The 22,188-nt window shown below is 75.2% G+C and carries 21 protein-coding genes; 4 read left to right on the top strand and 17 right to left on the bottom strand.

The genetic code is table 11. The features are described 5' to 3' along the window. Window positions 1-64 precede the first annotated feature (64 nt). From ACIBH3_RS12000 to ACIBH3_RS11990, 3 genes are all read left to right on the top strand, one after another. Window positions 65-1,057, top strand: a complete 993-nt coding sequence (locus ACIBH3_RS12000; protein ID WP_396311812.1) for a DEDDh family exonuclease — start codon at window positions 65-67, stop codon at window positions 1,055-1,057. A gap of 31 nt (window positions 1,058-1,088) precedes the next feature. Beyond that, complete coding sequence (locus ACIBH3_RS11995; RefSeq protein ID WP_396311811.1) at window positions 1,089-1,895, top strand: SURF1 family protein; 807 nt, start codon at window positions 1,089-1,091, stop codon at window positions 1,893-1,895. Between the two features lie 118 nt (window positions 1,896-2,013). Continuing rightward, window positions 2,014-2,775, top strand: a complete 762-nt coding sequence (locus ACIBH3_RS11990; protein ID WP_396311810.1) for an SDR family oxidoreductase — start codon at window positions 2,014-2,016, stop codon at window positions 2,773-2,775. A gap of 7 nt (window positions 2,776-2,782) precedes the next feature. Here the strand turns inward: ACIBH3_RS11990 and ACIBH3_RS11985 are convergent, their stop codons facing one another. The 9 genes from ACIBH3_RS11985 to ACIBH3_RS11945 all read right to left on the bottom strand — a co-directional run bounded on the left by ACIBH3_RS11985 (window position 2,783) and on the right by ACIBH3_RS11945 (window position 9,999). Continuing rightward, window positions 2,783-3,418: an alkaline shock response membrane anchor protein AmaP gene (locus ACIBH3_RS11985; RefSeq protein ID WP_396311809.1), complete on the bottom strand. Its 636-nt coding sequence runs from the start codon at window positions 3,416-3,418 to the stop codon at window positions 2,783-2,785. Further along, entirely contained in the window at window positions 3,415-3,915 is a 501-nt protein-coding gene (locus ACIBH3_RS11980) for a DUF6286 domain-containing protein (RefSeq protein ID WP_396311808.1), read from the bottom strand. The genes ACIBH3_RS11985 and ACIBH3_RS11980 overlap by 4 nt, the downstream gene beginning before the upstream one ends. A 315-nt stretch (window positions 3,916-4,230) precedes the next feature. Beyond that, window positions 4,231-4,587 carry an Asp23/Gls24 family envelope stress response protein gene (locus ACIBH3_RS11975; protein ID WP_396311807.1) on the bottom strand — a complete coding sequence of 119 codons (357 nt, stop codon included), beginning with the start codon at window positions 4,585-4,587 and terminating at the stop codon, window positions 4,231-4,233. Further along, on the bottom strand, window positions 4,587-4,778 hold the full coding sequence (locus ACIBH3_RS11970) for a hypothetical protein (RefSeq protein WP_396311806.1): 192 nt from the start codon (window positions 4,776-4,778) through the stop codon (window positions 4,587-4,589). The genes ACIBH3_RS11975 and ACIBH3_RS11970 overlap by 1 nt, the downstream gene beginning before the upstream one ends. 37 nt (window positions 4,779-4,815) lie before the next feature. Continuing rightward, window positions 4,816-5,301 carry an Asp23/Gls24 family envelope stress response protein gene (locus ACIBH3_RS11965; protein WP_396311805.1) on the bottom strand — a complete coding sequence of 162 codons (486 nt, stop codon included), beginning with the start codon at window positions 5,299-5,301 and terminating at the stop codon, window positions 4,816-4,818. A 152-nt stretch (window positions 5,302-5,453) separates the two neighbouring features. Further along, the gene (locus ACIBH3_RS11960; protein ID WP_396311804.1) at window positions 5,454-6,260 is read right to left on the bottom strand and encodes an enoyl-CoA hydratase/isomerase family protein; all 807 of its coding nucleotides are present in this window, start codon (window positions 6,258-6,260) and stop codon (window positions 5,454-5,456) included. A 386-nt stretch (window positions 6,261-6,646) separates the two neighbouring features. Further along, on the bottom strand, window positions 6,647-6,880 hold the full coding sequence (locus ACIBH3_RS11955) for a helix-turn-helix domain-containing protein (protein ID WP_396311803.1): 234 nt from the start codon (window positions 6,878-6,880) through the stop codon (window positions 6,647-6,649). Window positions 6,881-7,209: 329 nt separating this feature from the next. Beyond that, the gene (locus ACIBH3_RS11950; protein WP_396311802.1) at window positions 7,210-8,808 is read right to left on the bottom strand and encodes an ABC-F family ATP-binding cassette domain-containing protein; all 1,599 of its coding nucleotides are present in this window, start codon (window positions 8,806-8,808) and stop codon (window positions 7,210-7,212) included. A 255-nt stretch (window positions 8,809-9,063) separates the two neighbouring features. Beyond that, window positions 9,064-9,999 carry a hypothetical protein gene (locus tag ACIBH3_RS11945; protein ID WP_396311801.1) on the bottom strand — a complete coding sequence of 312 codons (936 nt, stop codon included), beginning with the start codon at window positions 9,997-9,999 and terminating at the stop codon, window positions 9,064-9,066. Window positions 10,000-10,489: 490 nt separating this feature from the next. Between ACIBH3_RS11945 and ACIBH3_RS11940 the strand changes: the two genes are divergently transcribed. Beyond that, complete coding sequence (locus tag ACIBH3_RS11940; protein ID WP_396311800.1) at window positions 10,490-11,596, top strand: glycoside hydrolase family 26 protein; 1,107 nt, start codon at window positions 10,490-10,492, stop codon at window positions 11,594-11,596. A 51-nt stretch (window positions 11,597-11,647) separates the two neighbouring features. Here ACIBH3_RS11940 and ACIBH3_RS11935 read toward each other — a convergent pair whose 3' ends face one another. The 8 genes from ACIBH3_RS11935 to ACIBH3_RS11900 form a co-directional block, all read right to left on the bottom strand. Next, window positions 11,648-12,808 (bottom strand): GNAT family N-acetyltransferase, encoded by a 1,161-nt coding sequence (locus tag ACIBH3_RS11935; protein ID WP_396311799.1) that lies wholly within the window; start codon window positions 12,806-12,808, stop codon window positions 11,648-11,650. After that, window positions 12,805-13,461: a Wzz/FepE/Etk N-terminal domain-containing protein gene (locus ACIBH3_RS11930; RefSeq protein WP_396311798.1), complete on the bottom strand. Its 657-nt coding sequence runs from the start codon at window positions 13,459-13,461 to the stop codon at window positions 12,805-12,807. The genes ACIBH3_RS11935 and ACIBH3_RS11930 overlap by 4 nt, the downstream gene beginning before the upstream one ends. Before the next feature lie 109 nt (window positions 13,462-13,570). Beyond that, window positions 13,571-14,734 carry a glycosyltransferase gene (locus ACIBH3_RS11925; RefSeq protein ID WP_396311797.1) on the bottom strand — a complete coding sequence of 388 codons (1,164 nt, stop codon included), beginning with the start codon at window positions 14,732-14,734 and terminating at the stop codon, window positions 13,571-13,573. Then, on the bottom strand, window positions 14,731-15,642 hold the full coding sequence (locus tag ACIBH3_RS11920) for a polysaccharide deacetylase family protein (protein WP_396311796.1): 912 nt from the start codon (window positions 15,640-15,642) through the stop codon (window positions 14,731-14,733). The genes ACIBH3_RS11925 and ACIBH3_RS11920 overlap by 4 nt, the downstream gene beginning before the upstream one ends. A 31-nt stretch (window positions 15,643-15,673) precedes the next feature. Then, a complete protein-coding gene (locus tag ACIBH3_RS11915) occupies window positions 15,674-17,563 on the bottom strand; it encodes a lipid II flippase MurJ (protein ID WP_396311795.1) in 1,890 nt (629 codons plus the stop codon). Next, window positions 17,560-18,918: an O-antigen ligase family protein gene (locus ACIBH3_RS11910; RefSeq protein ID WP_396311794.1), complete on the bottom strand. Its 1,359-nt coding sequence runs from the start codon at window positions 18,916-18,918 to the stop codon at window positions 17,560-17,562. The genes ACIBH3_RS11915 and ACIBH3_RS11910 overlap by 4 nt, the downstream gene beginning before the upstream one ends. Window positions 18,919-18,922: 4 nt before the next feature. Next, complete coding sequence (locus ACIBH3_RS11905) at window positions 18,923-20,449, bottom strand: sugar transferase (protein ID WP_396311793.1); 1,527 nt, start codon at window positions 20,447-20,449, stop codon at window positions 18,923-18,925. 331 nt (window positions 20,450-20,780) lie between these two features. Next, entirely contained in the window at window positions 20,781-21,935 is a 1,155-nt protein-coding gene (locus tag ACIBH3_RS11900) for a glycosyltransferase (RefSeq protein ID WP_396311792.1), read from the bottom strand. Window positions 21,936-22,188 lie beyond the last annotated feature (253 nt).

Below are 22,188 nucleotides of genomic sequence, written 5' to 3'. Positions count from 1 at the left end.
TTGCGGCCCCGCGCGTACGACATTCGGACCGGGCGCGTCCGCGCGGCCCTTATTCTGGTTGACCATGCACGCGATCCAGTCACCGACGAACGGCGCCCCGTGGACCACCGTGGTCCCCGCACAGCGCTCCGCCGCCCCCGCCGAGGGCTTCGCGGTCGTCGACGTCGAGACCACCGGCCTCGGCCGCACGGACCGCGTCATCTCCGCGGGTGTCTACCAGCTGGACGAGGACGGTGAGGTCACCGACCACTGGTACACCCTGGTGAATCCCGAGCGCGATCCCGGCCCGGTGTGGATCCACGGCCTCACCCAGGACGTGCTCAGGGGCGCGCCGACCTTCCCCGAGATCGCCGGTGAGCTCGCCGATCGGCTGCGCGGACGGGTGATGGTCGCCCACAACGCGCTCTTCGACTGGAACATGATCTCCCGCGAGTACTCACGCGCCGGGTTGCGCGCCCCCGTGGACCAGCGCCTGTGCACCATGGTGCTCTCCCGGGACCTGCGGCTGCCGCTGCCCAACGGCAAGCTCGCCTCGCTCGCCGCCTACTTCGGCGTCCAGCAGCGCCACGCGCACAACGCACTGGACGACGCCCGGGTGCTCGCCGAGGCCTTCCGCCCCAGCCTGCACCTGGCCCGCCAGGGGGGCGTACCGCTGCCCCTGCAGGCCTGTGTGGCCGTCACCGATCTCGGCGAGGACGAGCCGGCCGCGCCGGGCCGCAGTTCCTGGAGCTCCTCCTACCGGGCCGCCAAGAAGCGCCCGCCCTGCCCGTACCCCAACCCCGGGCGGTGGCAGGACGGCAAGCCGCTGGTCCAGGGCATGCGGGTGGCGATCACCGGCGACACCGCCACCGACCGCGAGCTGCTGGAGGACCGTGCGGTGGAGGCCGGGCTGCACATCGCCACTTCTGTGAGCCGCCTCACCAGCCTGCTGGTGACCAACGAGCCGGGCAGCTGGAGCGGCAAGGCGCGCAAGGCGCGGGAGCTCGGCACGCCGGTCGTCGGCGAGGACGCCTTCCTCCAGCTGCTGCGCGAGGTCGCCCCGCACCCCGGTGTCTGAGCCCGCCACCGGGTGGGCGTACCGTGCCAATGTGTACCGATTTCTGCTCTCCCGGCGCTGGCTGATCACCCTGCTGATCGCCGTGCTGCTGATCCCCACCACGATCCGGCTGGGCTTCTGGCAGCTGCACCGGCACGAGTCGCGGGTGGCCAGGAACGAGCTGATCGCCCGGGCACTCACCGCGCAGCCCGTCGCCTTCGACTCGCTCTCCGCGCCCGGCTTCGCGGTGCCCGGCGACCTGACCTGGCGGGCGGTCACCGCCACCGGGGAGTACGACGCGGCGCACGAGTTCGTGGTCCGCAAGCGCACCGACTCCGGCGGGGACAAGATCGGGTACTTCGTCGTCACCCCGCTGAAGCTCTCCGACGGCAAGGGCGAGGTGCTGGTCAACCGGGGCTGGGTGGCCTCCGGCGAGTCCGCCGCCGCCTACCCCGCCGTCCCGGCCACGCCGGCCGGCGAGGTCACCGTCACCGGGCGGCTGCGCGCCGACGAGACCGCCGCCGGCAGCGGCATCCGGGACCGCGGCGGTCTGCCGGACCGCCAGTTCAACCTGATCAGCTCCACCCAGCAGGCCCGGGAGAGCGGGATCACCCTGCTCGGCGGCTACCTGGAGCTGACCGGCACCAGCCCGGCGCCGGCCGAGCAGCCCGAACTGCTGCCGGAGCCCAACCACTCGGACATCGGCCCGCACATGGCGTACGCCGTCCAGTGGTGGCTGTTCACCGCGATGATCCCGGTCGGCTGCTGGATCCTGATCCGCCGCGAGGCCAGGGACCGCGCCGAGGAGGCCGCCGAGGCCGGGGCCGAGGCCCCCGCCGAGCCCGTCCCCGCCGCCTGACCGCGGGCCACGCCGCCCGGCCGCCGGCCCACGCCCGCTGCCGCCCGCATTCCCCGCGCCGCTGCCGCCACCGCGTCCGTACTACCCGCGGTGGCGTCCAGCGGGCAGGATGGACCCCATGGATCTTGGACTCAAGGACAGGGTTTACCTCCTCACCGGCGCCACCCGCGGTCTGGGGTTCGCCGCCGCCCGGGAGTTGGCGGCCGACGGCGCCCGGGTGGTGGTGAGCAGCCGGAGCAAGGAGTCGCTGGACGCGGCCGTGGCCGAGCTCGGCGGCAGCGAGCGGGCGCACGGCGTGGTCGCCGACAACGGCGACCCGACGACGGCCGCGCGCCTGGTCGAGGCCGCCACCGAGCGCTTCGGCCGGCTGGACGGGGTGCTGATCAGCGTCGGCGGCCCGGCGGCCGGCCCGGTCGCCCGTACCGAGGACGACGCCTGGCGCGCCGCCTTCGAGACGGTGTACCTCGGCGCGCTGCGGATCGCCCGCGCCGCGGCCGGCGAACTCGGCAACGGCGGTGTGATCGGCTTCGTGCTCTCCGGCTCCGTCCGCGAGCCGATCCCCGGGCTCGGCATCTCCAACGGTCTGCGCCCGGGCCTCGCGATGGCCGCCAAGTCCCTCGCGGACGAACTCGGCCCGCGCGGCATCCGGGTCGTGGGGCTGCTGCCGGCGCGGATCGACACCGACCGGGTCCGCGAGCTGGACGCCCTCGGCGGCGACCCGGCCGCCGCCCGGGCCCGGGCGAGCGCCGCGATCCCGCTCGGCCGCTACGGGACGGCCGAGGAGTTCGGCAAGGTCGCGGCCTTCCTGCTCTCGCCCGCCGCGTCCTATCTGACCGGTGTGATGATCCCGGTGGACGGTGGTGCGCTGCGCGGGCTCTGACGCCCGCTCACAGCACCCTCGGCTGCTTGGCCCTGCGCCCCGCGGTGGCGACGGGCTTGCGTACCGTCACCCACAGCCGCAGTTCGGCGGGCAGCTCGGCCAGGCCCAGGCTGCTGCGGGCGTCGAGCAGCGGCCCTGCGTCGAAGCGCTCCACCACCACCGCCGGGTCACCCTCGGCCGCCAGCACCGCGGCGCCCCGCACACCGGGGCGCCGCGGGGCGCCGGTCAGCCGCACCCGCGCCCGCTCGACCTCGGGCAGCCCGGCCGTCCCGGCCTCCAGCACGTCCTCCAGGGCCCGCGCCCGCAGCTTCACGCGCAGCGTGGACCCGGCCGGTACCGGCACCCGCAACGAGCTCGGCCCGGGCCTGCGCAGCTGCGCGAGCAGCCACCACGCGGCGCCGGCCACCGCCAGCGACAGCCCGCCGATCACCGCCGGCCACCACCAGTCCTGCCCGGTCCAGCGGGTGAGCGCGGCGCGGCTGAGCAGTGGCCGGGCGGGCGAGAGCAGCGGCCACCGCCGGGGCGGGTGGATCCCCAGCCGCCGGTACAGGTCGAGGCCACCGGCCAGCACCAGCAGCCCGACGATCAGCACCACCACCCCGGCCAGCGCCAGCAGCACCCGGTTGACGGCCGTCCGGCTCATCGGGCGCTCCCCCTGCCGCGTCCGGTCATGACGTCCAGGCGCGGCGGGGCGGCCAGCGCGACCCGGTCCAGCTCGGTGCGCAGCTGCCGCTGGACGGCCGCCGGGTCGGCGGGCCCGATGATCCTGACGGCGATCCGGTGCTTCCTGATCCGGACGGTGCTGTGCTCCACACCGGGCAGTGCGCCCGCCCGCGCCACCAGCAGCACGCCGAGGCCCGCCCGGTCGATCACCGCCACGGTGCCGCCGGGCGCGCCGCGCATCGCCAGCCAGCGGTGCCGGCCGGGGGCGAGGGCGAGCCAGCAGAGCCAGCCGCCGATCAGGACGGCGGCGCCCGCGCCGATCAGCACCCAGAGGTCGTCGAGGTGGCGGGTCGCCGCCTCGGTGGCGACCCGGACCCGCCAGCGCGCGGCGACGTGTCCGGTCCTCACCGAGATGACGTCGACGAGCAGGAAGCCGCAGAGCACAAGGAGGACGGCGGCGACGAGGGCCGCAGGCACGGTGCGCGGCCTCCAAATGCGCGCCCGCGTCGTGCGCGGTGTGCCGGCGTGGCGCGTCCCGGCGTGCCGCACCGCAGGGGCCCGCCCACCGCCCGTCGTCGGCCCGGGCCGCCTGCTGCTGATCGCCGTCGCTCCCGGGGCCGCCGGCCGGCCGGGTGCCAGCCCGGCCTCCGGCCGGCTCACCTCGGCCTCGGCCGGCCCCGCCTCGGAGGGCGCCACCTCGGCCTCGGGCTCCTCGCCCTGCGGCGAGGGCGTCGGCCCGCTCACCGTCGCCACCTCCCCGGCTCCGCCGTCGCCCGCGTCCGTCCGCTCATCTCACGGCCTGCCGCCGGCCGGTACCAGCCGTTCCACGACCACGGCGACCTCTCCCACCCGGGTGCCCGTCAGGGTGGACACCCGTTCGGTGATCCGGTCGCGGACCTCCCCGGCCACGGCCGCCAGGTCGCAGGGGTACGGCAGCTCCAGCGAGACCCGGACGGTGGCCGTGCTGCCCTGCGCCGAGATCGCCACCTTGGGCGGGGCCCCGCGCCCGGCCCGGCCGGCCCAGGCGCGCGCCATGGCCTCGCGGGCGGCACGCGCGGCGATCCGCGCGAAGACCCGGTCGGCGATCCGCAGGCGCCCCCGCCCGGCGGCGGACCGGGGCGCCGCTCCCCCGGCGGTCACGGCGGCCATCAGCGCCGCCGGTCGCGGCCGCGCAGCAGGTCGCCGAGGTCGCGGAGTTCGATGTCGCCCTCCAGCAGACGGCCCAGCACGAAGCCGACCGCGCCGAGCGCGGCGACCAGCAGGAAGCCCGCGAACCCGCCGAAGTAGCCGGCGAAGCCGAGCGCCATACCCACCACCAGGCCGACGATGGCCAGGTTCATCCACTACTCCTCGCGTGCTGGGGCCCGTCCGGGCCGGCTACTGCAGTTTGGGGCGCTGGCCGGCGACGGGCTCTTCCTCCTCCTCGACGTCAGGCTCGTCGGGGAGATGGACGTCGTTCACCGCGATGTTCACCTCGACGACCTCCAGGCCGGTCATCCGCTCGACGGCGGCGATGATGTTCTCCCGCACCTGCCTGGCGAGTTCCTGGATCACCACGCCGTACTCGACCACCAGCGCGATGTCGATGGCGGTCTGCCGCTCGCCGACCTCCGCCTTGATGCCGCGCCCGACGGGCGACTTGCCGCCCGGGACGCGGTCGCGCATCGCGCCGAAGGTGCGGGACAGGCCGGAGCCGAGGGCGTGGATGCCCGGGACCTCGCGGGCCGCCATGCCGGCGATCTTCTCGACCACACCGACCGCCAGGACGGTGCGTCCGCGCTCGTCGGACGCCCTGGTACCGCCGGTGGCGGAGGTCGGCGTGGCGTTCTTGTTCATGCTGGCCGGCGTCGGGGTGTCAGGCATGGCGGGTCTCCTGTTCAAAACCAGCTATATCGCAAATCCCTCCAACTCTGACATTTCGCCACGGAATCCGCCCCCGCAAACACCCGCGGACCGCCCCCGCAGACGCCGATGGCCCGACCCTGGGCGGGTCGGGCCATCGGTTCGGCTCGCGGTCAGTCGCCGATGCCCGCGAGGTCACGCATCCGGCGGGCCTGCGCCACCCGTTCGGCCGAACGCTGCTCGTCGTACGAGCGTCCGCCGGCACCCTGGAGCAGCGCCTTGGTCTCGATCACGGCGCCACGCGGGGCGGCCAGCAGCGCGGCGGCCAGGTCGCCGGCCGCGCCGTCCAGCTCGGCACCGGGGACGGCGAGGTTGGCGAGGCCGGTGGCGACCGCCTCCTCGGCGCCGACCCAGCGGCCGGTGGCGCAGATCTCCAGCGCCCGCGCGAAGCCGACGAGTTCGGTCAGCGGCTTGGTGCCGGCCAGGTCCGGGACCAGACCGAGCGAGGTCTCCTTCATGGAGAACTGGACGTCCTCGGCCACCACCCGCAGGTCACAGGCGAGCGCCAGCTGGAAGCCCGCGCCCACCGCATGACCCTGGACGGCCGCGATGCTGATCAGGTCGGGACGCCGCCACCAGGTGAACGCCTCCTGGAAGCCGGCGATGGTGTCGTCGAGGTCCTTGTCCTCGGCGGCGGCCAGCTGGATGAAGTTGCGCTCGCCGGGCAGCCCCTCGGGGGTGAACATCGCGCGGTCCAGGCCGGCCGAGAAGGAGAGGCCCTCGGCCCGCAGCAGGACCACCCGTACGGTGCCGGGCAGCTCACGTCCGACGGCGGCCAGCGCGCGCCACATGGCGGGCGACTGGGCGTTGCGGCGCTTGGGCTGACAGAGCGTCACCCGGGCCAGCTCGCCGTCGATTTCGAGCCGTACGCCGACCCGCTCCCAGTCCTGGGGCTGCGGGTCGGTGGCGGGGTCGGTCATGGGCACCTCCGGCGGTGAGGGGGTCGCGACTGGCGCGCCGCCGAGGGTGGCGGCGGACCACGGCCGAGGGAGGGCGGGGTGCCCGGCCCGGTTCGGCTACCGGAGAGTAACAAAGTTGCGGGCGAAGCGGCAGGGGTGGCCGGGGCGAGTGCCGCGGTGATCGCCCGGGCCGCCGGACCCCGCCGGCGCACCACACCCGGACATGACGATCGGCGGCCGGATCGCCCGGGCCGGGGGGCCGACGACGCTGGCATCGTCTCCCCGGCCGGCGCCCTGCCGCCGAATCATCCTGAGCTATTGGCTGCGCACGCGCACGCAGTGCCCGGCGCGGCGACCACGACCCACCTGGGCCCTGCGGTCGGACCACCCGCCGGCATGACGGACTGTCAGGAACCAGCTCCCGCAGTAGCCTTGTTCTTGCCCCGCGTGGCACCGCCGCGGCCCCGGAGGATCACTCCGGACTCGCTCAGCATGCGGTGCACGAAGCCGTATGAGCGCCCGGTCTCCTCCGCCAGAGCGCGAATGCTCGCTCCGGAGTCGTATTTCTTCTTGAGATCGGCCGCGAGCTTCTCACGCGCGACACCGGTCACCCGGCTGCCCTTTTTCAGAGTCTCGGCCACCCGTGCCTCCTCGTAGCGTTGCTCGGTCAGATTCCCATGATCACCCATCGACAGCCTCCTGGCCACCCATTCGACAAGGTCGATGTCGGGAAGGCGCAGTCTGCCGGTGGTGATCCCAACGCACAAGGGCGCTCACACAGAGTGCACGCCCCCCGGCGTGAAGGCGCCGCCCGGGAAGAAACAGCTGATCAGCAGGGCGGCCCGGCCGTCCTTTGGACAGCCGGGCCGACGAGAGTTCCTCAAACGGAATCTCGGACCTCTTCATTCCCGGCCACGCCGGGAGTACTAGATCTTCTGGTCCGAACTGATGACTCCGCGTCTACGCATGGTCACGCCAGAGAGACGAGATCCTGGTACGCCGGGCTCCAGAGATCCTCGACGCCGTCGGGCAGCAGAATGATGCGCTCCGGCTGGAGCGCGTCGACCGCGCCCTCGTCGTGGGTGACCAGGACGACGGCGCCGCTGAACTCGCGCAGCGCGCCGAGAATCTCCTCGCGGCTGGCCGGGTCCAGGTTGTTGGTGGGCTCGTCGAGCAGCAGCACGTTGGCGCTGGAGACCACCAGCGAGGCCAGCGCCAGCCGGGTCTTCTCACCGCCGGAGAGCACCCCGGCCGGCTTGTCCACGTCGTCGCCGGAGAACAGGAACGAGCCGAGGATCTTGCGGATCTGCACCAGGTCGGTGTCCGGTGCGGAGGAACGCATGTTCTCCAGCACCGTACGCTCCGGGTCCAGCGTCTCGTGCTCCTGGGCGTAGTAACCGATCTTCAGGCCGTGGCCCGGGATCACCTCGCCGGTGTCCGGCTGCTCCACACCCGCGAGCATCCGCAGCAGGGTGGTCTTGCCGGCGCCGTTGAGGCCGAGGATGACCACCCGCGAGCCACGGTCGATCGCCAGGCCCACGTCGGTGAAGATCTCCAGCGAGCCGTACGACTTGGACAGGCCCTCGGCCATCAGCGGGGTCTTGCCGCACGGGGCCGGGTCCGGGAAGCGCAGCTTGGCGACCTTGTCCGAGACCCGCACCTGCTCCAGGCCGGCGAGCAGCTTCTCGGCGCGACGGGCCATGTTCTGCGCGGCCACCGTCTTGGTCGCCTTGGCGCGCATCTTGTCGGCCTGCGAGTTGAGGGTCGCGGCCTTCTTCTCGGCGTTGGCGCGCTCGCGCTTGCGGCGCTTCTCGTCGTCCTCGCGCTGCTGCTTGTACTGCTTCCAGCCCATGTTGTAGACGTCGATCGCGGAGCGGTTGGCGTCCAGGTAGAAGACCTTGTTGACGACCGTCTCGACGAGCTCGACATCGTGCGAGATCACGATGAAGCCGCCCTTGTACGTCTTCAGGAAGTCCCGCAGCCAGGCGATCGAGTCCGCGTCGAGGTGGTTGGTGGGCTCGTCGAGCAGCAGGATGTCGGCGTCCGAGAACAGGATCCGGGCCAGCTCGACGCGGCGGCGCTGACCACCGGAGAGGGTGTGCAGCTCCTGGCCGAGGATGCGGTCCGGCAGTCCGAGCGCGGCGGCGATGGTCGCGGCCTCCGCCTCGGCGGCGTACCCGCCCTTGGTGAGGAACTCCGTCTCCAGGTTGGAGTACTTCTTCATCGCCTTCTCGCGGGTGGCGCCCTTGCCGTTCGCCATCCGCTCCTCGTTCTCGCGCATCTTCTTCAGCACGGTGTCCAGGCCGCGCGCGGAGAGGATCCGGTCGCGGGCCAGCACGTCGAGGTCGCCGGTGCGCGGGTCCTGCGGGAGGTAACCGACCTGGCCGGAGTTGGTGACCGTGCCACCGGCCGGCATGCCCTCGCCGGCCAGCACCTTGGTGAGGGTGGTCTTGCCGGCACCGTTGCGGCCGACCAGGCCGATCCGGTCGCCGGGGGCGATCCGGAAGCTGGCGGACTCGATCAGGACGCGGGCGCCGGCACGCAGCTCAAGGGCGTTCGCGGAAATCATGGCTGGGGTACTCCTGGGACGTGGGCGGGCGCGGCAGCCGCGGCTCCAGAAGGCTGGAACGGCGGGCGGGCACGGCGGGGTGAGAGGGCGGCGCTGGGCATCACGACGGGCCTTGGGGCGCCTCGCTGAGCTGCGCCGCCGGGCTCGCCGTCCGCCCGCTAGTGCCCGGAGAGAACAGCCATGGGGGCAAGTCTACCGGGCGCCGCGAACACGCCGGGAAACATTGCGGCGGGGCCGGGCCCGCCCCGCCGGGGGTCAGTGCTCCCGGTTCTCCGCCGGGTCGGTGCAGCTGCCCTGCGGTCGGACGGCCGCGAACGGCGCGCCGGCGCTGCCGCAGGCCGTCTCGGGCGCCGCGGCCTTGGTGTCGAACACCCGGGCGCCGACGATCGGGCCGTCGTCGATCAGCACCCGGCGCCCGTCCAGCGCCTTCAGCTGCACGCCGGGGCCCGCGTTCAGCTGCCAGCCGGTGCTGTCCAGCCGGTAGCCGCTGATGCCGCCGGAGACCGGGTGGCCGTTGCTGCCGCCGCTGGTGCAGCTGCGCGGGACGAGCACCGCGTGGTCGGTCCGCACGGTGCGCATCGGGTCGTACAGGCAGTTGCCCGGGGGCTTGGAGTTGTAGCGCAGATCACCGTCCGCGTCGCGGAAGCCCATCGTCAGGCTGGGCGTCACCACGGCCACCCAGGGCGCGGCCTGCGGGACGGTGTACAGGGCGGCGGCGGCACGCTCCAGCGAGATCTGCCGGCGCTGGGCCTCGGTGCGCCTGTCCGCGCCTGGCTCACCCTCGCCGCTGAGCCAGTCGGCGAGGCCGGGCACCGCCCGGTGCCAGCGCACCTCGTGGTCGGACGGGCGGACGGAGGTGACCAGACCGTCGTCCCAGACCACCACGGCGCTTTCGCCGGCCATCGCCAGGTAGAGGGCGGTCGCGCCCTCACGCCGGTAGGACCACGCGTGCTCACCGGTGGAGCCGTTGTAGGCCTCCAGACCGGGGCCGACCCTGAGCTCCAGACCGGCGGTGTCCAACGACTGCGCGTTCACCGGGCTCGCGTCCGCGCCACCCGGCTCGGCCACTCTGTCCCCGAACGGCACCGGCTTGTTGGCGTGCGCGGCCGCACCCGCCACCAGGACCAGCAGAACGGCCAGGGCAGGGAGGATCGAACGAGGGGTGAGTACACGCGGCGGCTTCCAGGACACGGGCGGAGCGTACCCGCCGTTCGAGCGCGAGTCAGCTCGACATGGCCGGGCGTGCACGCCGTGGACGCCCGGCCGGACGCCGTGCGAGCCGACGCGCGCTCCTCCCGTCGACCTGCATTTCTCGGGGCACCCGTCACCCCGCGTGCTCCGTGGTGCGCCGCCTCGGCGCGGGCGGCGCGGCGCGGCGGACTGTTACAGAGGTGATACACGACGGGCGGCCGGGCGTCGACCGGCCCGCCGACCGGGCCGGGGCGTGGCCGGCGGCCGACGGAGCCCGGGGAGGCCGGGCGGCGCGGCGGCCCCGGGCGAGCGGCGGGCCCCGCCCCCGGCCGCTGGGGAACACCTGTCGGGAACCACCCGGCCCGAGCCGGGCGGCGTTCGAACATCGCCCACTTCAGGGTGACATCCGCCGTCCCTGACGCCCCGTGGGCCTACGCTCGGGCCGCGGGCCCATACTCTGCCCCGGTCGTGACGCCCAGAGGAGAGCCCCATGCGATTCGGCCGCCTGTCACTGGCCGCCGCCGCGCTGCTGCTACTGGCCACCGCCAGCGTCCCGGACGGCACGCCGCCCGGCCGGAGCAGGCCCGGACTCTCCTCGGACGCCTTCCTGCCCCGCGGCGCCGCACCCCGGCCGGCCGTCCAACGGGCCAGGCACGAGGCGCCGTTCGGGGCCTTCGTCGGCTCCTGGGACAGCCACATCCCGCAGATCGGCCGCTACGCCCGCTGGCTCGGCGACGCCAACATGCAGGTCGGCCACACCTATCTGGCCGGCAACGGCTGGTCGGACATCGAGGGCGAGCCCGCCGTACTCGGCCTCTGGTCGCAGTGGCGGCTGGCCGACCCCGCGCGGATGCTCGTCCTCGGCGTGCCGATGCTGGTGCCCAACGAGGCGAACATCCCCGACGCACAGGTGGCGGGGCTGCTCCAGCGGGGCTCCCGGGGCGAGTTCGACCAGCACTTCCTGCGGCTGGCCGGCAGGCTCGTCGCGCTCGGCGGCGCCGACACCGTGCTCACCCTGGGGTGGGAGATGAACGGTGTCACCTACACCCACCGCTGCAAGCCTGACCCGGCCGCCTGGAAGGCGTACTGGCGGCGGATCGTGGGGGTGATGCGGTCGGTGCCCGGACAGCGCTTCCGCTTCGACTTCGCACCCAACCGGGGGCTGGACGCGATCCCCTGGACGCGGTGCTACCCGGGCGACGACGTGGTCGACATCATCGGCATGGACAGCTACGACCAGCCGGCCGGCGCCACCTTCGACGACTACGTCTTCGAGCCGTACGGGCTCCAGGACCAGGTCGAGTTCGCGGCCAAGCGCGGCAAGCCGGTCTCGTACCCCGAGTGGGGGCTGTTCCGCAACGGGGACAACCCGGACTTCGTCCAGCGGATGGTGGAGTGGATGCGCACCCATGACACCAGCTACCAGACCGTCACCGACTACTGCCCGCACGGGTTCTTCGGCTGCACGAGCAACCCGCGCTCAAGCGCCCGGTACCGGCAGCTGATGGCGGGGTCCAGGGGCGCGCCCGCCAGCCCGTTCGCCGCGCCCGGTGCCGGGCCGGGCACGGCGCCGGTCCCGGTACCGGCGCCGCGGTGAGCCCGCCGGCCGGGGCGTAGGAGGGAGTGCTCCGGGGCGGACGGGAGCGGCTCAGCTGCGGCGACGGGCCGCCAGCGCCTCCTTCAGCCCGGGCAGGCTGCCACCCAGCACCCGCACCGCCGCCCGCCGGGCCCGCGCCCCCAGCGCCAGCACTGCGAGCGCCGGGGCCACCCGGCGCGGGCCGAACAGCAGCCGCTGGTTGGGCAGCCTGTCCGGGCGCCAACGCTGCTTGTACGGCTCCTGGCCGCGCAACAGACTCAGCACCGGGATGCCCTGCCCCACCACCTCGTCCAGCGCCGTCCCGAACAGCAGGCCGGCGATGTCCAGCCGCTCACGCAGCCGCGGGTGCGCGCCGTACATGTAGAGGCCGCCGAAGGACGGGCAGAGCAGCAGCAGGTTGACCGCCACCAGCTCGCCGTCCAGTCGGTACTGGTGGACGGCCGCCCCGCCGCCGGCCACCAGACCGGCGGTGGAGGCGGTGAGGTGGCGGGCGAAGCGCTCGGTGCGGTGCTCCCGGGTGACGCCGCGCTCCTGCCACTGCAGGAAGTGCAGCCGCAGCAGGCCGGCGATCGCCTCCGGCACATCCTCGGGCGCGGTCGGGCGCACCTCCACACCGCACTCGGCGATCTTGCGCAGCTTGACCCGGCTGCGCTGCGCCGTCTTGCCCGGCAGCCGCTTGAGCAGCTGCTCCATCGGCACGGCCGGCAGGTACTGGCAGAGCGAGTCCGCCAGACGGTGCCGACGCCCGCGCCAGTGTTCGAACACCAGCTGGACGGCGGCCTCCGGGTGCACCTCGCGCAGGTCCAGGCTGTGCCAGGGCCTGGTCAGTGGCAGGGCCGCGGCGAACTCCTCGGCGGCGCGCTCCCGGCAGGAGTCGTCCAGCAGCACGTCGGTGAAGTCGATCAGGCCGCTGCCCAGGCCGCGCAGCCCGCCCGGCAGCGGGCCGCACCGCTGGAAGGCACCGGCGCCCACCAGCCGGCCGTCCCGGCGGACCAGCACGACGACCAGTGCGCCCGGGCGCCCGTAGCTGCTCCACCAGGAGCACTGCCAGGCGGCGGCCTGGAACGGCGTGGCCGTCCGGCAGCGGGCGGCCAGCGCGTCCCACTCCTCGGCGAGGGTGTCCAGGGCGCCGTCGTCGCTGCGGATCTCGGTGCTCCAGCGCGGCGCGGCGGCCTGGGCGGGGATCCCGGCCGCCGCCAGGTCGGTGCTCATCGGATGCTCCCCGCCGTGGCGGCGTCCCGGTCCTCGGCGCGAGGGCGCGGGGCCGTGGAGTCGGGCGCGGGCACTGCGGCCGGCGCGGGCTGCTGCTCCCCGCGCCGGCGCGTCATCATCACCAGCGCGCCGACCAGCAGCCCGGCCGCGCCGCCCACCGCGAGGTCCAGCTGCGCGGACGGCGTGGTGGGCTTGTCGGGCTCGGCGGCGGCCGCGAGCGGGACGAGCCGGACGCCGGTCTCCTTGCTGCTCGTGTTGGCGAACGCCACCAGCGACCTGGCCACCGCGTCGGCGGCCCGGACGGCCGCCTGAGGCCCGGTGCCGGTACCCGTGATCTCGATCACCGGTGCGTCGGGCGAGGTGGTCCCGTGCACCAGCGCCTCCAGCTCGGTGGCACTGTGGCCGGACTCGGCCGCGGCCGCCGCCAGCACCTGCGGCTGGCCGGCGAGCCGGCCGTAGGCCTGCGCGAAGTTGACGGCGGTGGCGCTCTCCCCCGGGTTCTGCGGCACCACCACCACATAGGAGTTGGCGGCGTACACCGGGTGCGCGACGGTCGCGTACCCGGCTCCGGCGACGGCGCCCAGCGGCACCGCGAGGGCCACCGGCCACCAGCGGCGGGCCAGCTGGCGAGCGCTCTGGCGCAGTTCGGACATTCGGGGCTCCTTGGCATGGCTTCTGGTCGGGCACGGCTTGCGGCCGGTGCCGGGCGCCCGTACAACGCGGGGCACGGCCGGGTTGAGGACGAGGGCGGCTCGGCGCGGGTCAGCCGCCCGGCGACGGTCGCTCGGGCACCGGCCGGCGCCGCGGCGGGCGGGCGGCAGCCGCCGCCGGGGCCAGGCGGTCGTAGAGGGCGCTCAGCTCGGCGGCGACCCGGCCGATGCCGTAGTGGTCGACCGCCCGCGGCCGGGGCAGCAGGCCGCCGCCGTGGGCCCGCAGCTCACGCAGCGCCGCCGTGTAGGACGCGGCGTCGGCGGGGATGCGCCGGGCGCCGGGAGCGGCGTCCGGGGGGAGTTCGTCCAGGGCGGGGCAGGCGCTGTGCCGCACGGGCAGTCCGGCGGCCAGGCCCTCCAGCACGCCGAGGCCGAAGGTCTCCTCGGTCGAGGGGGCGGCCAGCACGTCCAGCGCGGTGAGGAGTTCGGGGACGTCGTCGCGCTCGCCGGTGAGGACCAGCCGGCCGCGTACGCCCAGCCGCTCGGCCCGCTGCTCCAGGACGGCGCGCTCGGAGCCCGCGCCGACCAGCACCAGCCGGGCGTCGTCCAGCTCCGCCAGCGCGTCCAGCAGCACGTCGAACCGCTTGCCGGGGACGAGGCGGCCCACCGCGCCGATCACCCAGCCCTCCGGCGGCAGGCCCAGTTCGGCTCGGACCCGGCGGCGCAGGGCGGCCCGGGCGCCGGCCGGCCAGGTGTGCGCGTCGGCGTCGATGCCGTTGGGGATCAGCTCCACCCGGCCGGGCGGCACACCCCAGCCGTGCAGGGTCCGTTCGACCTGCCGGGAGACCGCGACGGTGGTGCTGCCGAGGCGCTCTGCGGCCAGGTAGAGGCCCTTGACGCCGGGGGTGACCGGGCGGCCCTCGATCACCCCCGGGTGCAGCGAGTGCTCGGTGGCGACCACCGCCCGTACGCCCGCCAGCCGGGCCGCCAGCCGCCCGTACAGGCCGGCCCGGTAGAGGTGGGTGTGCACCAGGTCGTAGCGCCCCGCGCGGATCAGCCGCACCAGCCGGGGCAGCGCGCCGAGATCCCGGTTGCCGCCCATAGCCAGGTGGTGGACGGGCACGCCCTCGGCCCGCAGCGCGGCGGCGACGCTGCCGGGGTTGGTCAGCGCGACCACCTCGCAGCGCCGGCCCCCGGGCAGGTGCCGCAGCAGCAGCTGGAGCTGGCGTTCGGCGCCGCCGGAGGCCAGGCCGGTGACGATGTGCAGCACTCTCATCGGGCGGACCTCCGCCCGCGGGCCGCCGCGCGGCGCAGCGCGGTGAAGGCTTCGCGCAGGCGGTGCCGGCCGCGCTTGACGCGCAGCCGCCAGGCACCGTCCCGGTCCCCGACGTAGCAGCGCGGCAGCGCGAAGCGGCCGGTGAGCGGGGAGTGCGCGATCGCGACGGCGTAGTCGTACCCGGCCTCGCGGACGGCGATGGTGGCGGGCAGGTCGACGGCGCCGTACGGGTAGCAGAAGCCGGTGACGGGCCCGCCGACCACCTCCTCCAGTGCCCGGCGGCTCTCCCTGGTCTGGCTGGCGAGCACGTCCGCGGGCAGACCGGGCAGGGCCTGGTGGCCGAGCCCGTGGGAGCCGATCTCCCAGCCGGCGGCGGCCAGTTCGGTGACCTGGTCGACGGTCAGCAGTTGCTTGCGGGGTCCCTCGGCGTCCCAGTCGTTGTCGCGGCCGAGCAGGTCCGCCACCACGTAAGCGGTGGCGGTGAAGCCGTACGCCTGGAGGATCGGCACGGCGTGCCGGGCGAAGTCGGCGTAACCGTCGTCGAAGGTGAGGCCGACCAGCTTGTCGGCGGTGCCGGCGGCGTGGGCACGCATCAGCTCGCGGATCGAGACCCCACGCCGCCCGCGCCGGTGCAGCCAGGCCATCTGGGCGGCGAAGCGCTCGGGGCTGACGGTGAGCAGGTACGGGTCCTCCTTCTCGACGGCCACCGAGTGGTACATCAGGATCCAGGGCGCCGGCCGGCCGCGGCCGACCGCGATGGCGCGCGCCGGGCGGCGCGGGGACGGGAGCGGTCCGGCCGTCCGCCGCGGGGTGGGCCGCGCCCCGGCGGCGCGTGGCGCCGGGTGGCCGGGCGGGATGTCCGGGAGGCGGGCGTCACCCGCCGCCGGAGCGGCGGAGCGGCGTCGCACGCCTTGCAGGACCGATCGGACAGGGCCCCGTTCAGCGTCCATGGGGCAGCTTCCCTTCATCGGCGATGGTTGGCGGGCACAGGGCCCGGACGAGGGCGAGGACCGGGCCGCGCACCTCGCGGGCACCGAGGCAGGTACCGAGGGCGGCGAAGGCCAGCGCCACGGTGACGCCGCCGAGCAGCGTCGAGAGCAGCGGGTTGGTGCACAGGCCCGCGGTGAGCGCGCCCACGGCTGCGGCGCCGACGGCGGCGCCGAGCAGCCGCGCCTGGCCGCCGAGCACCCGGGGCAGCCGCAGCGCGATGCCGCGCAGCAGGAGGCCGCGCAGCAGCAGCGCGGCGCAGGTGGTGATGCCGGCCGCGTTGCCGGCGGCCAGGCCGAGCGCGCCGTACGAGGGGGTGGCGAGCAGGCCGACGGCGACGGTGACGGCCAGACCCGCCACCATCGCGGCGACGGGGTACCAGTCGAGCAGCCGGCGCCCGCCGTCGTCGGCCCGCGGGTCGCCCGCGCGGCGGACCACCGGGCGCAGTGAGAAGTACGGGCGGACCATCACGCCGATCAGTGCCTGGGCCGGCAGGCCGAAGCTGTAGACCCGGATGACGGCGGCGGTGGCGGCGGTGTCCTGCGGCCCGAACGCGCCGCGCTCGAAGAGCAGCGCGACGACGGAGGGTGCGCAGGCCATCAGGAAGGCGGTGCCGGCCAGGACGACGGCGGCGGCCTGGCCGAGGTCCTTCTCGACCCGGTCCCTGGCGGTGGCCAGGTCGCCCGCGGCCAGCGCCCTGGCGACCAGTGGGAAGGTCACCGTGCAGATCAGGATGGCCGCCGTCATGGCGAGTTGGGAGACCTTGGCGGCGTAGTTGAGGTGCGAGATGGTGCCGGGCGGCAGGTCGGAGCCGAGGTAGCGCTCGATGAAGACCTGCGCCTGGCGGGTCAGGGTGAAGGCGGCGACCGGCAGTATGGCCAGCGGGATGAGCACCAGGCCCTGCCCGGCAGCCGGTCCGCCGCCGACCTGGCTGCCCTCGACCCGGCTGCCGTCGACCCGGCTGCCGTCCTCCTGCTTGCCGTCCTCCTGGCTGCCGCAGCGGCCGGGGCCGGCTCCCACCGGCGCGCGCCCGGCCGGCGGGCGGCCCTCGCGCAGCCGGCGGGTGAACGGCCCGATCAGCAGCCCGGCCATCAGCATGCTGCCCAGCGCGACGCCCACCGCCGCCGACCGCACGCCCCACAGGGCGTTGCAGCTCAGCAGAACGGCGAGGATGCCGAGGTTGTACGCGACGTAGATGCCGGCCGGTGCGGTGAAGCTGTGGTAGGCGCGCAGGGCGGAGCCGAGGTAGCCGGCGACGCCGAACGGGAGGATGGTGAGGGCGGTGATCCTGGTGCAGTCCACGGCGAGTTCTGGATCGGCCAGGCCGGGGGCGAGCAGCTGCACCAGCTGGGGAGCGCCGAGCGCGGCGCCGCCGGACAGCACGCACAGGGCGAGCAGCAGCCAGGGCAGCGTGGCCTTGGTCAGCTGCCGTACCGGATCCGGGCGGTCAGGGTGTTCCTCGCGCAGCACCAGGGCCAGGCTGAAGGCCGGGACCATCAGGAAGGCCATCGCGTCCTCGATCAGCAGCGGCGCCGCCGTCTCGGGGACCGTCCAGGCGACCAGGAAGGCGTCGGTGCCCTGGTTGGCGCCGAAGAGGCGGGCCAGCAGCAGGTCCCGGAGCAGCCCGAGGGCCGAACCGGCGGCGCTGAGCAGGGCGGTGACCCCGAAGGCCCTGGCCAGGAAGGCGCGCCTGGGCGGGGTCCGGTCCTGCGCCGCGCCGGTCGCGGCCCCGGCGCCGCGGCCAGCCGGGACGGTGGCGGGGAGGACCGGGACGGTGGCGTCCAGGACGGGGACGGCCGGGACGGGGACGGCCACGGCCTGCGCCGGTGGTTCGGTGGTCATGACGCGCCGGCCCCCGGGGCCACGGCGGCGGCGGGCCCGGCGCCCGGCCCGGCGGGCAGCGCCGAGCGGGCGGCGAGGCCGAGCACGATGGAGGTCAGCACCGTGGTGGTGCCGCCGATGTCGGCGTACAGGAAGTCGACCATCACCCAGGTGAGCAGCGCGAGCGCGGCCAGCCCGGTGCCGCGGGCGCGGCGCAGGCAGCCGAGCAGCAGGCCGATGAAGAGCGCCGCGTAGGCGATCATCCCGATCAGGCCCTGCTCGCTGAGCACCAGGAAGTACATGTTGTGCGGGGAGAGCAGCGGTTCGCGCCGGAAGCCGATGGTGGCGTCGGCGGCGTCGCTGCCGGAGGAGAGCCGCAGCGGCGCGTGACTGTCGCGCAGTTGCTGGAAGGCCTTGGGGCCGGCCCCGCTGACCGGGTGGTCCTGCCAGATCCGCCCGGCGGTGGCCCAGAGGTCGTAGCGGTCGCTGACCGACTGGTCGGGGGCGGCGGAGACGGAGCCGATGCTGCTCAGCCGCTTGGTGACGCCGGAGGCGCCGAGGCCGAGGCCGCCGACCAGGACCACGGCGGCGGCCAGCGCGAGCACGGCGCTGCGGACGGCGAGCCGGGCGTCGGTGCGCAGCAGCAGCACGGTGGCGGCGACACCGGTGGCGATCCAGCTGCCCCGGCTGAAGGAGACCGCCAGCGGGAAGGCCAGGAACGCGGCGGCGCCGTACATGGCGAGCCGCAGTCGCCGGTCGCCGGTGGGGCCGCGTTCGGCCAGCGCCAGGGCGAGGGCGGAGAGCAGGCCGAAGCTGACGACGGTGGACATCGCCATGATGTCCAGGGCGCCGAAGGTGCCGACGGCTCTGATCGGCTGTCCGATGTAGGAGGCGCCCGTCCTGGTGAGGTACTGGTGGGCGCCGACCACGCCCTGGATCAGGCCGGCGGTGACGAAGGCGCCGAGGGTCAGCCGCAGGTCGGTGCGGTCGCGCAGGGCGCAGAGCACGCCGGCGGGGACGAGGACGAAGACCTGGGTGAGCCGGACGAAGCCGGTCAGGCTGGTGGCCGGGTCGATCGAGCCGATGGTGGCCACGGCGGCGGCGAGCACGATCGCGCCGAACAGGGTGCAGGCGGTGCGGCTCAGCGCGGGGGTGCGGCCGCGCAGCAGGTCCAGGGCGGTCAGCGCGACCAGCGCCAGCGAGGCGAGGTCGGCGGCGGTGACGTGGACGGCGGCGGTGACGTCCTTGTCGCCGGTCGGCACGCACACCAGCAGCACGGTGGCGGCGGCGAGCAGGCTGGGCCGGGCGAGCAGCAGCGCCGCTGGCCGGCGTAACTCGGGCGCCGTCCGGGGTGGGGCGCCGAGGGTGAGGGCCATGCGGTCAGCTCCCGTCCGGGTGGAGCATCAGGGCCGCGGTGCGGAACAGGATCTTGACGTCCTGCCAGAGGCCCCAGCTCTCGATGTAGCGGTTGTCGAAGCGGGCCCGGTCCTCGATGGAGGTGTCCCCGCGCAGCCCGTTGACCTGGGCGAGGCCGGTGAGCCCGACAGGGACGCGGTGGCGGTCGGCGTACTCGGGGTAGGCCTGGCCGAAGCGCATCACGAAGTAGGGGCGTTCGGGGCGGGGGCCGACCAGGCTCATGTCGCCGCGCAGGACGTTCCACAGCTGCGGAAGCTCGTCCAGAGAGCTGCGGCGCAGCAGCCTGCCGACGGCGCCCATCCGGTGGTCCTGGGAGATGTTCCAGCGGGTGGCCGACTCGTGCTCGTTGCTGGGGCGCAGGGTGCGGAACTTGAGGACGGTGAAGACCCGGCCGTCCAGTCCGGTGCGCTGCTGGCGGAACAGGACGCCGGGGCCGGTGTCGAAGCGCACGGCCAGGGCGCAGGCGCCGAGCACGGGGGCCAGCGCGAGCAGGCCGAGCGAGGCGGCGGTGATGTCGAGGGCGCGCTTGACGGCCCAGCCGTGGCGGTGCATGGCGGGGCGGCCGATCCGCAGGCAGGGGAAGCCCCAGAGGTGGTCGCCGCCGCCGGCCCGGCGGGCGGCGTCCAGGGAGCCGTACTCGCGCAGGGCGGGCACCAGCCAGACCTGGCAGCCGAGCCGGGCGGCGTCGCGCAGGGCGGCGGCGGTCTCGCTCTCGTCGGCGGCGCCGGCGGTGGCGATGACGTGGTGGACGCGGTGCCGGCGCACGGCCCGTTCGAGGACCTCACGGCCGCCGAGGACGGGCAGCTTGGTGTTCTCGGCGAGCAGCACCGGGTCCGGGTCGACGAAGCCGACCGGGCGCATACCGTACTCACGGCGCTCCGCCAGGGCGGCGGCGACCCGCTGGCCGAGGTGGCCGGCGCCGAGGACGAGGACGGGGCTGGGGCGGCGGCTGCGGGCCCGGCGCAGCAGGTGGTAGGCCAGGGCGCGGCCGCAGCCGGCGGCCAGCAGGAAGCCCGTGACCAGCAGCACCAGGCGGCGCGGGCCGGCCGGGCCGCAGTCGGGCCAGCGGCCGTCGAGCGCGCCGGAGAGGGTGACGGCGAAGGCGGTGGCGACGACGGCCCGGACGGCGAGGGCGGGGAGCTCGTCGAGCGCCGAGAGGGTGAGGCGGGTGCGGTAGAGGCCGCCGGCCAGGTTGAGGGCGAGCAGCAGCGGCAGCAGCCCGGCGACGCCGAGCGTGGGGTGGGCCCGGCCCGCGGCCCCGAGGGTGGTCGAGCAGACCAGAGCGGCGGCGCACAGTGCGAGGACGTCGACGGTGACCAGCGCGGCGGGCAGCACGGCCCGGGAGCGGAGCGGTCGGCGGTGGCGGCCGATCGGCGGGGCCGAGCGGGCCTGCGCCGCACCCGCCGGACGGTCCAGCAGACCGGTGGCCTGTCGCCGACCGCTGGGCAGGGGCCGCCCCGGGTACGGCACGCTCTCGTGGTCAATGGTCATCAGCGCACGAACTCCCCTGCTGTGTGCCCGTGTTGACGGGGGTCCGGCCCCGGGTGTGCCGGAGCGGGCCGCCCGGCCCGGCGGACGCGGTCCAGGTGGCACCTGCTGCCGCACTCAACGTTCGACAATTTCCGCAAATCGACAATGCCGAGAGGAACGAAGCAGTCGAAATCAGGCGGCACCGAACGTCGGTTTGAATTCCGGCAGCTGACTCGCCATTTCATTCCACCCATCCACGAATAGGAACTTCCGGCTTGAAGCCTCGTCCTATCCGGTTGAGATGCGAATACGGCGGCACCTTCGTGGCGAGCATTCACGGCATGTGAAACGATCAGATCCGCTCAGGGACACGGGCACTCCCCCGCCCGGCGGCCGGGTCGGCCCGCAGCAGTGTTCGATAGAGCGCGTCCACCCGCTCCACCACGGACCGCACGTCATGCCGCGCCACCACGTGCTCCCTGGCCAGTGCCCCGCGCCGCCCGCACTCGATCGGATCCGCCAGCGCCTCGGCGATCCGGCCCGCCAGCGCGGGTACGTCCTGCGGCGGCACCAGGCCGCGCGCGTGCTCGGCCGACGGCAGGCACTCCCGCGCACCGGGGACGTCGGTCAGCAGCACCGGCCGGCCCGCCGCCATCGCCTCCAGCGGCGCCAGCGCCATCCCCTCCCAGCGGGAGGGCAGCACCACCAGGTCCGCCGCCGCCAGCCACGGTCGCGGGTCCGGCACGTCCCCCGCCAGCCGCACCCGGCCCGGATCCGCCAACTCCCGTACGGCGGTGGCCAGCGCGGCCTCGTCCGGTCCGCCGCCGACCAGCGCCAGCCGGGCGGCGGGCACCGCGCGCAGCACCTCGGGCCAGGCGGCGAGCAGCACGTCCTGGCCCTTCTGGCGGCAGAGCCGGCCCACGCAGACCGCCAGCGGGGCGTCCAGGTCCAGGCCGAGCGACATCCGGGCGGCGCGCCGCTCGGCGGGCGCGTAGTGCCGTACGTCCACCCCGTTGGGGACGACGGCCCACTCGGCGGCGATCCCGGCCGCCTCGCCGTCCCTGCGCTCCTGGTCGCTGACGCAGAGCACCCGGTGCGCCCAGCGCGCCGCGTACCGCTCCCAGCGCAGGGTGGCGGCGGTGAGCGGGCCCTCGACGGCGGCGAACGACCAGGCGTGCGGCTGGAACACGGTCGGGACGGCCCCGCGCACCGCCAGCCGCCCGGCCAACCCGGCCTTGGCGCTGTGCAGGTGGAGGACGTCGGGCCCCGCCGCCCGGACGATCCGGCGCAGCCGCCAGGCCTCCACGGCGGTGGCGGGGCCGGGTGAGCGGCGGGCGGGCCAGTCCTGGACCAGCGCGCCCGCGGCGGCGGCCTCGGCTGCCAGCCGGCCTCGCTGCGGGCAGGCCACCAGCACCCGGTAGCCGGCCTCGCGCTGCCCCCGGACCAGGTCGACGACCACGCGGGCGACTCCGCCGTCGACGGGCTGGGCGATGTGAAGGATCGTCATATGCACGGCGGTGAGCCTAGGCTCGGGCCGACGGCCGGGACGGCCGCTGTCACCCGCAGGTGGCGGGCCGCCACCCGTACGGCGCGCAAGCCGTACGGGTGTCCGGTGCGGTCGTAAGCACGTTCCCGGCGGGGCCGGCCCGGGGGCGGGCGCGGTCCGGGTCCGCGCGGGGCCCGCACGCCCGGCTCCCGGTTCCCCGGATCCCCGGGCGTCCCGGGCGTCCCGGGCGTCCGGCTCAGCATGCTTCGGTTCG

This window comes from Kitasatospora sp. NPDC050543, from assembly GCF_044457565.1.
Taxonomy (GTDB): domain Bacteria; phylum Actinomycetota; class Actinomycetes; order Streptomycetales; family Streptomycetaceae; genus Kitasatospora.
The sequence above is the reverse complement of the archived record's forward strand: the minus strand, read 5'-3'. Positions and strand labels throughout refer to the sequence as shown.

Coding starts and splice junctions, on each gene's coding strand:
- ACIBH3_RS11905 (WP_396311793.1), bottom strand. CDS start 20,449: ATGACCATTGACCACGAGAGCGTGCCGTACCCGGGGCGGCCCCTGCCC.
- ACIBH3_RS11940 (WP_396311800.1), top strand. CDS start 10,490: ATGCGATTCGGCCGCCTGTCACTGGCCGCCGCCGCGCTGCTGCTACTG.
- ACIBH3_RS11990 (WP_396311810.1), top strand. CDS start 2,014: ATGGATCTTGGACTCAAGGACAGGGTTTACCTCCTCACCGGCGCCACC.
- ACIBH3_RS11900 (WP_396311792.1), bottom strand. CDS start 21,935: ATGACGATCCTTCACATCGCCCAGCCCGTCGACGGCGGAGTCGCCCGC.
- ACIBH3_RS11960 (WP_396311804.1), bottom strand. CDS start 6,260: ATGACCGACCCCGCCACCGACCCGCAGCCCCAGGACTGGGAGCGGGTC.
- ACIBH3_RS11985 (WP_396311809.1), bottom strand. CDS start 3,418: ATGAGCCGGACGGCCGTCAACCGGGTGCTGCTGGCGCTGGCCGGGGTG.
- ACIBH3_RS11930 (WP_396311798.1), bottom strand. CDS start 13,461: ATGTCCGAACTGCGCCAGAGCGCTCGCCAGCTGGCCCGCCGCTGGTGG.
- ACIBH3_RS12000 (WP_396311812.1), top strand. CDS start 65: ATGCACGCGATCCAGTCACCGACGAACGGCGCCCCGTGGACCACCGTG.
- ACIBH3_RS11950 (WP_396311802.1), bottom strand. CDS start 8,808: ATGATTTCCGCGAACGCCCTTGAGCTGCGTGCCGGCGCCCGCGTCCTG.
- ACIBH3_RS11975 (WP_396311807.1), bottom strand. CDS start 4,587: ATGGCCGCCGTGACCGCCGGGGGAGCGGCGCCCCGGTCCGCCGCCGGG.
- ACIBH3_RS11970 (WP_396311806.1), bottom strand. CDS start 4,778: ATGAACCTGGCCATCGTCGGCCTGGTGGTGGGTATGGCGCTCGGCTTC.
- ACIBH3_RS11925 (WP_396311797.1), bottom strand. CDS start 14,734: ATGAGAGTGCTGCACATCGTCACCGGCCTGGCCTCCGGCGGCGCCGAA.
- ACIBH3_RS11965 (WP_396311805.1), bottom strand. CDS start 5,301: ATGCCTGACACCCCGACGCCGGCCAGCATGAACAAGAACGCCACGCCG.
- ACIBH3_RS11915 (WP_396311795.1), bottom strand. CDS start 17,563: ATGACCACCGAACCACCGGCGCAGGCCGTGGCCGTCCCCGTCCCGGCC.
- ACIBH3_RS11910 (WP_396311794.1), bottom strand. CDS start 18,918: ATGGCCCTCACCCTCGGCGCCCCACCCCGGACGGCGCCCGAGTTACGC.
- ACIBH3_RS11935 (WP_396311799.1), bottom strand. CDS start 12,808: ATGAGCACCGACCTGGCGGCGGCCGGGATCCCCGCCCAGGCCGCCGCG.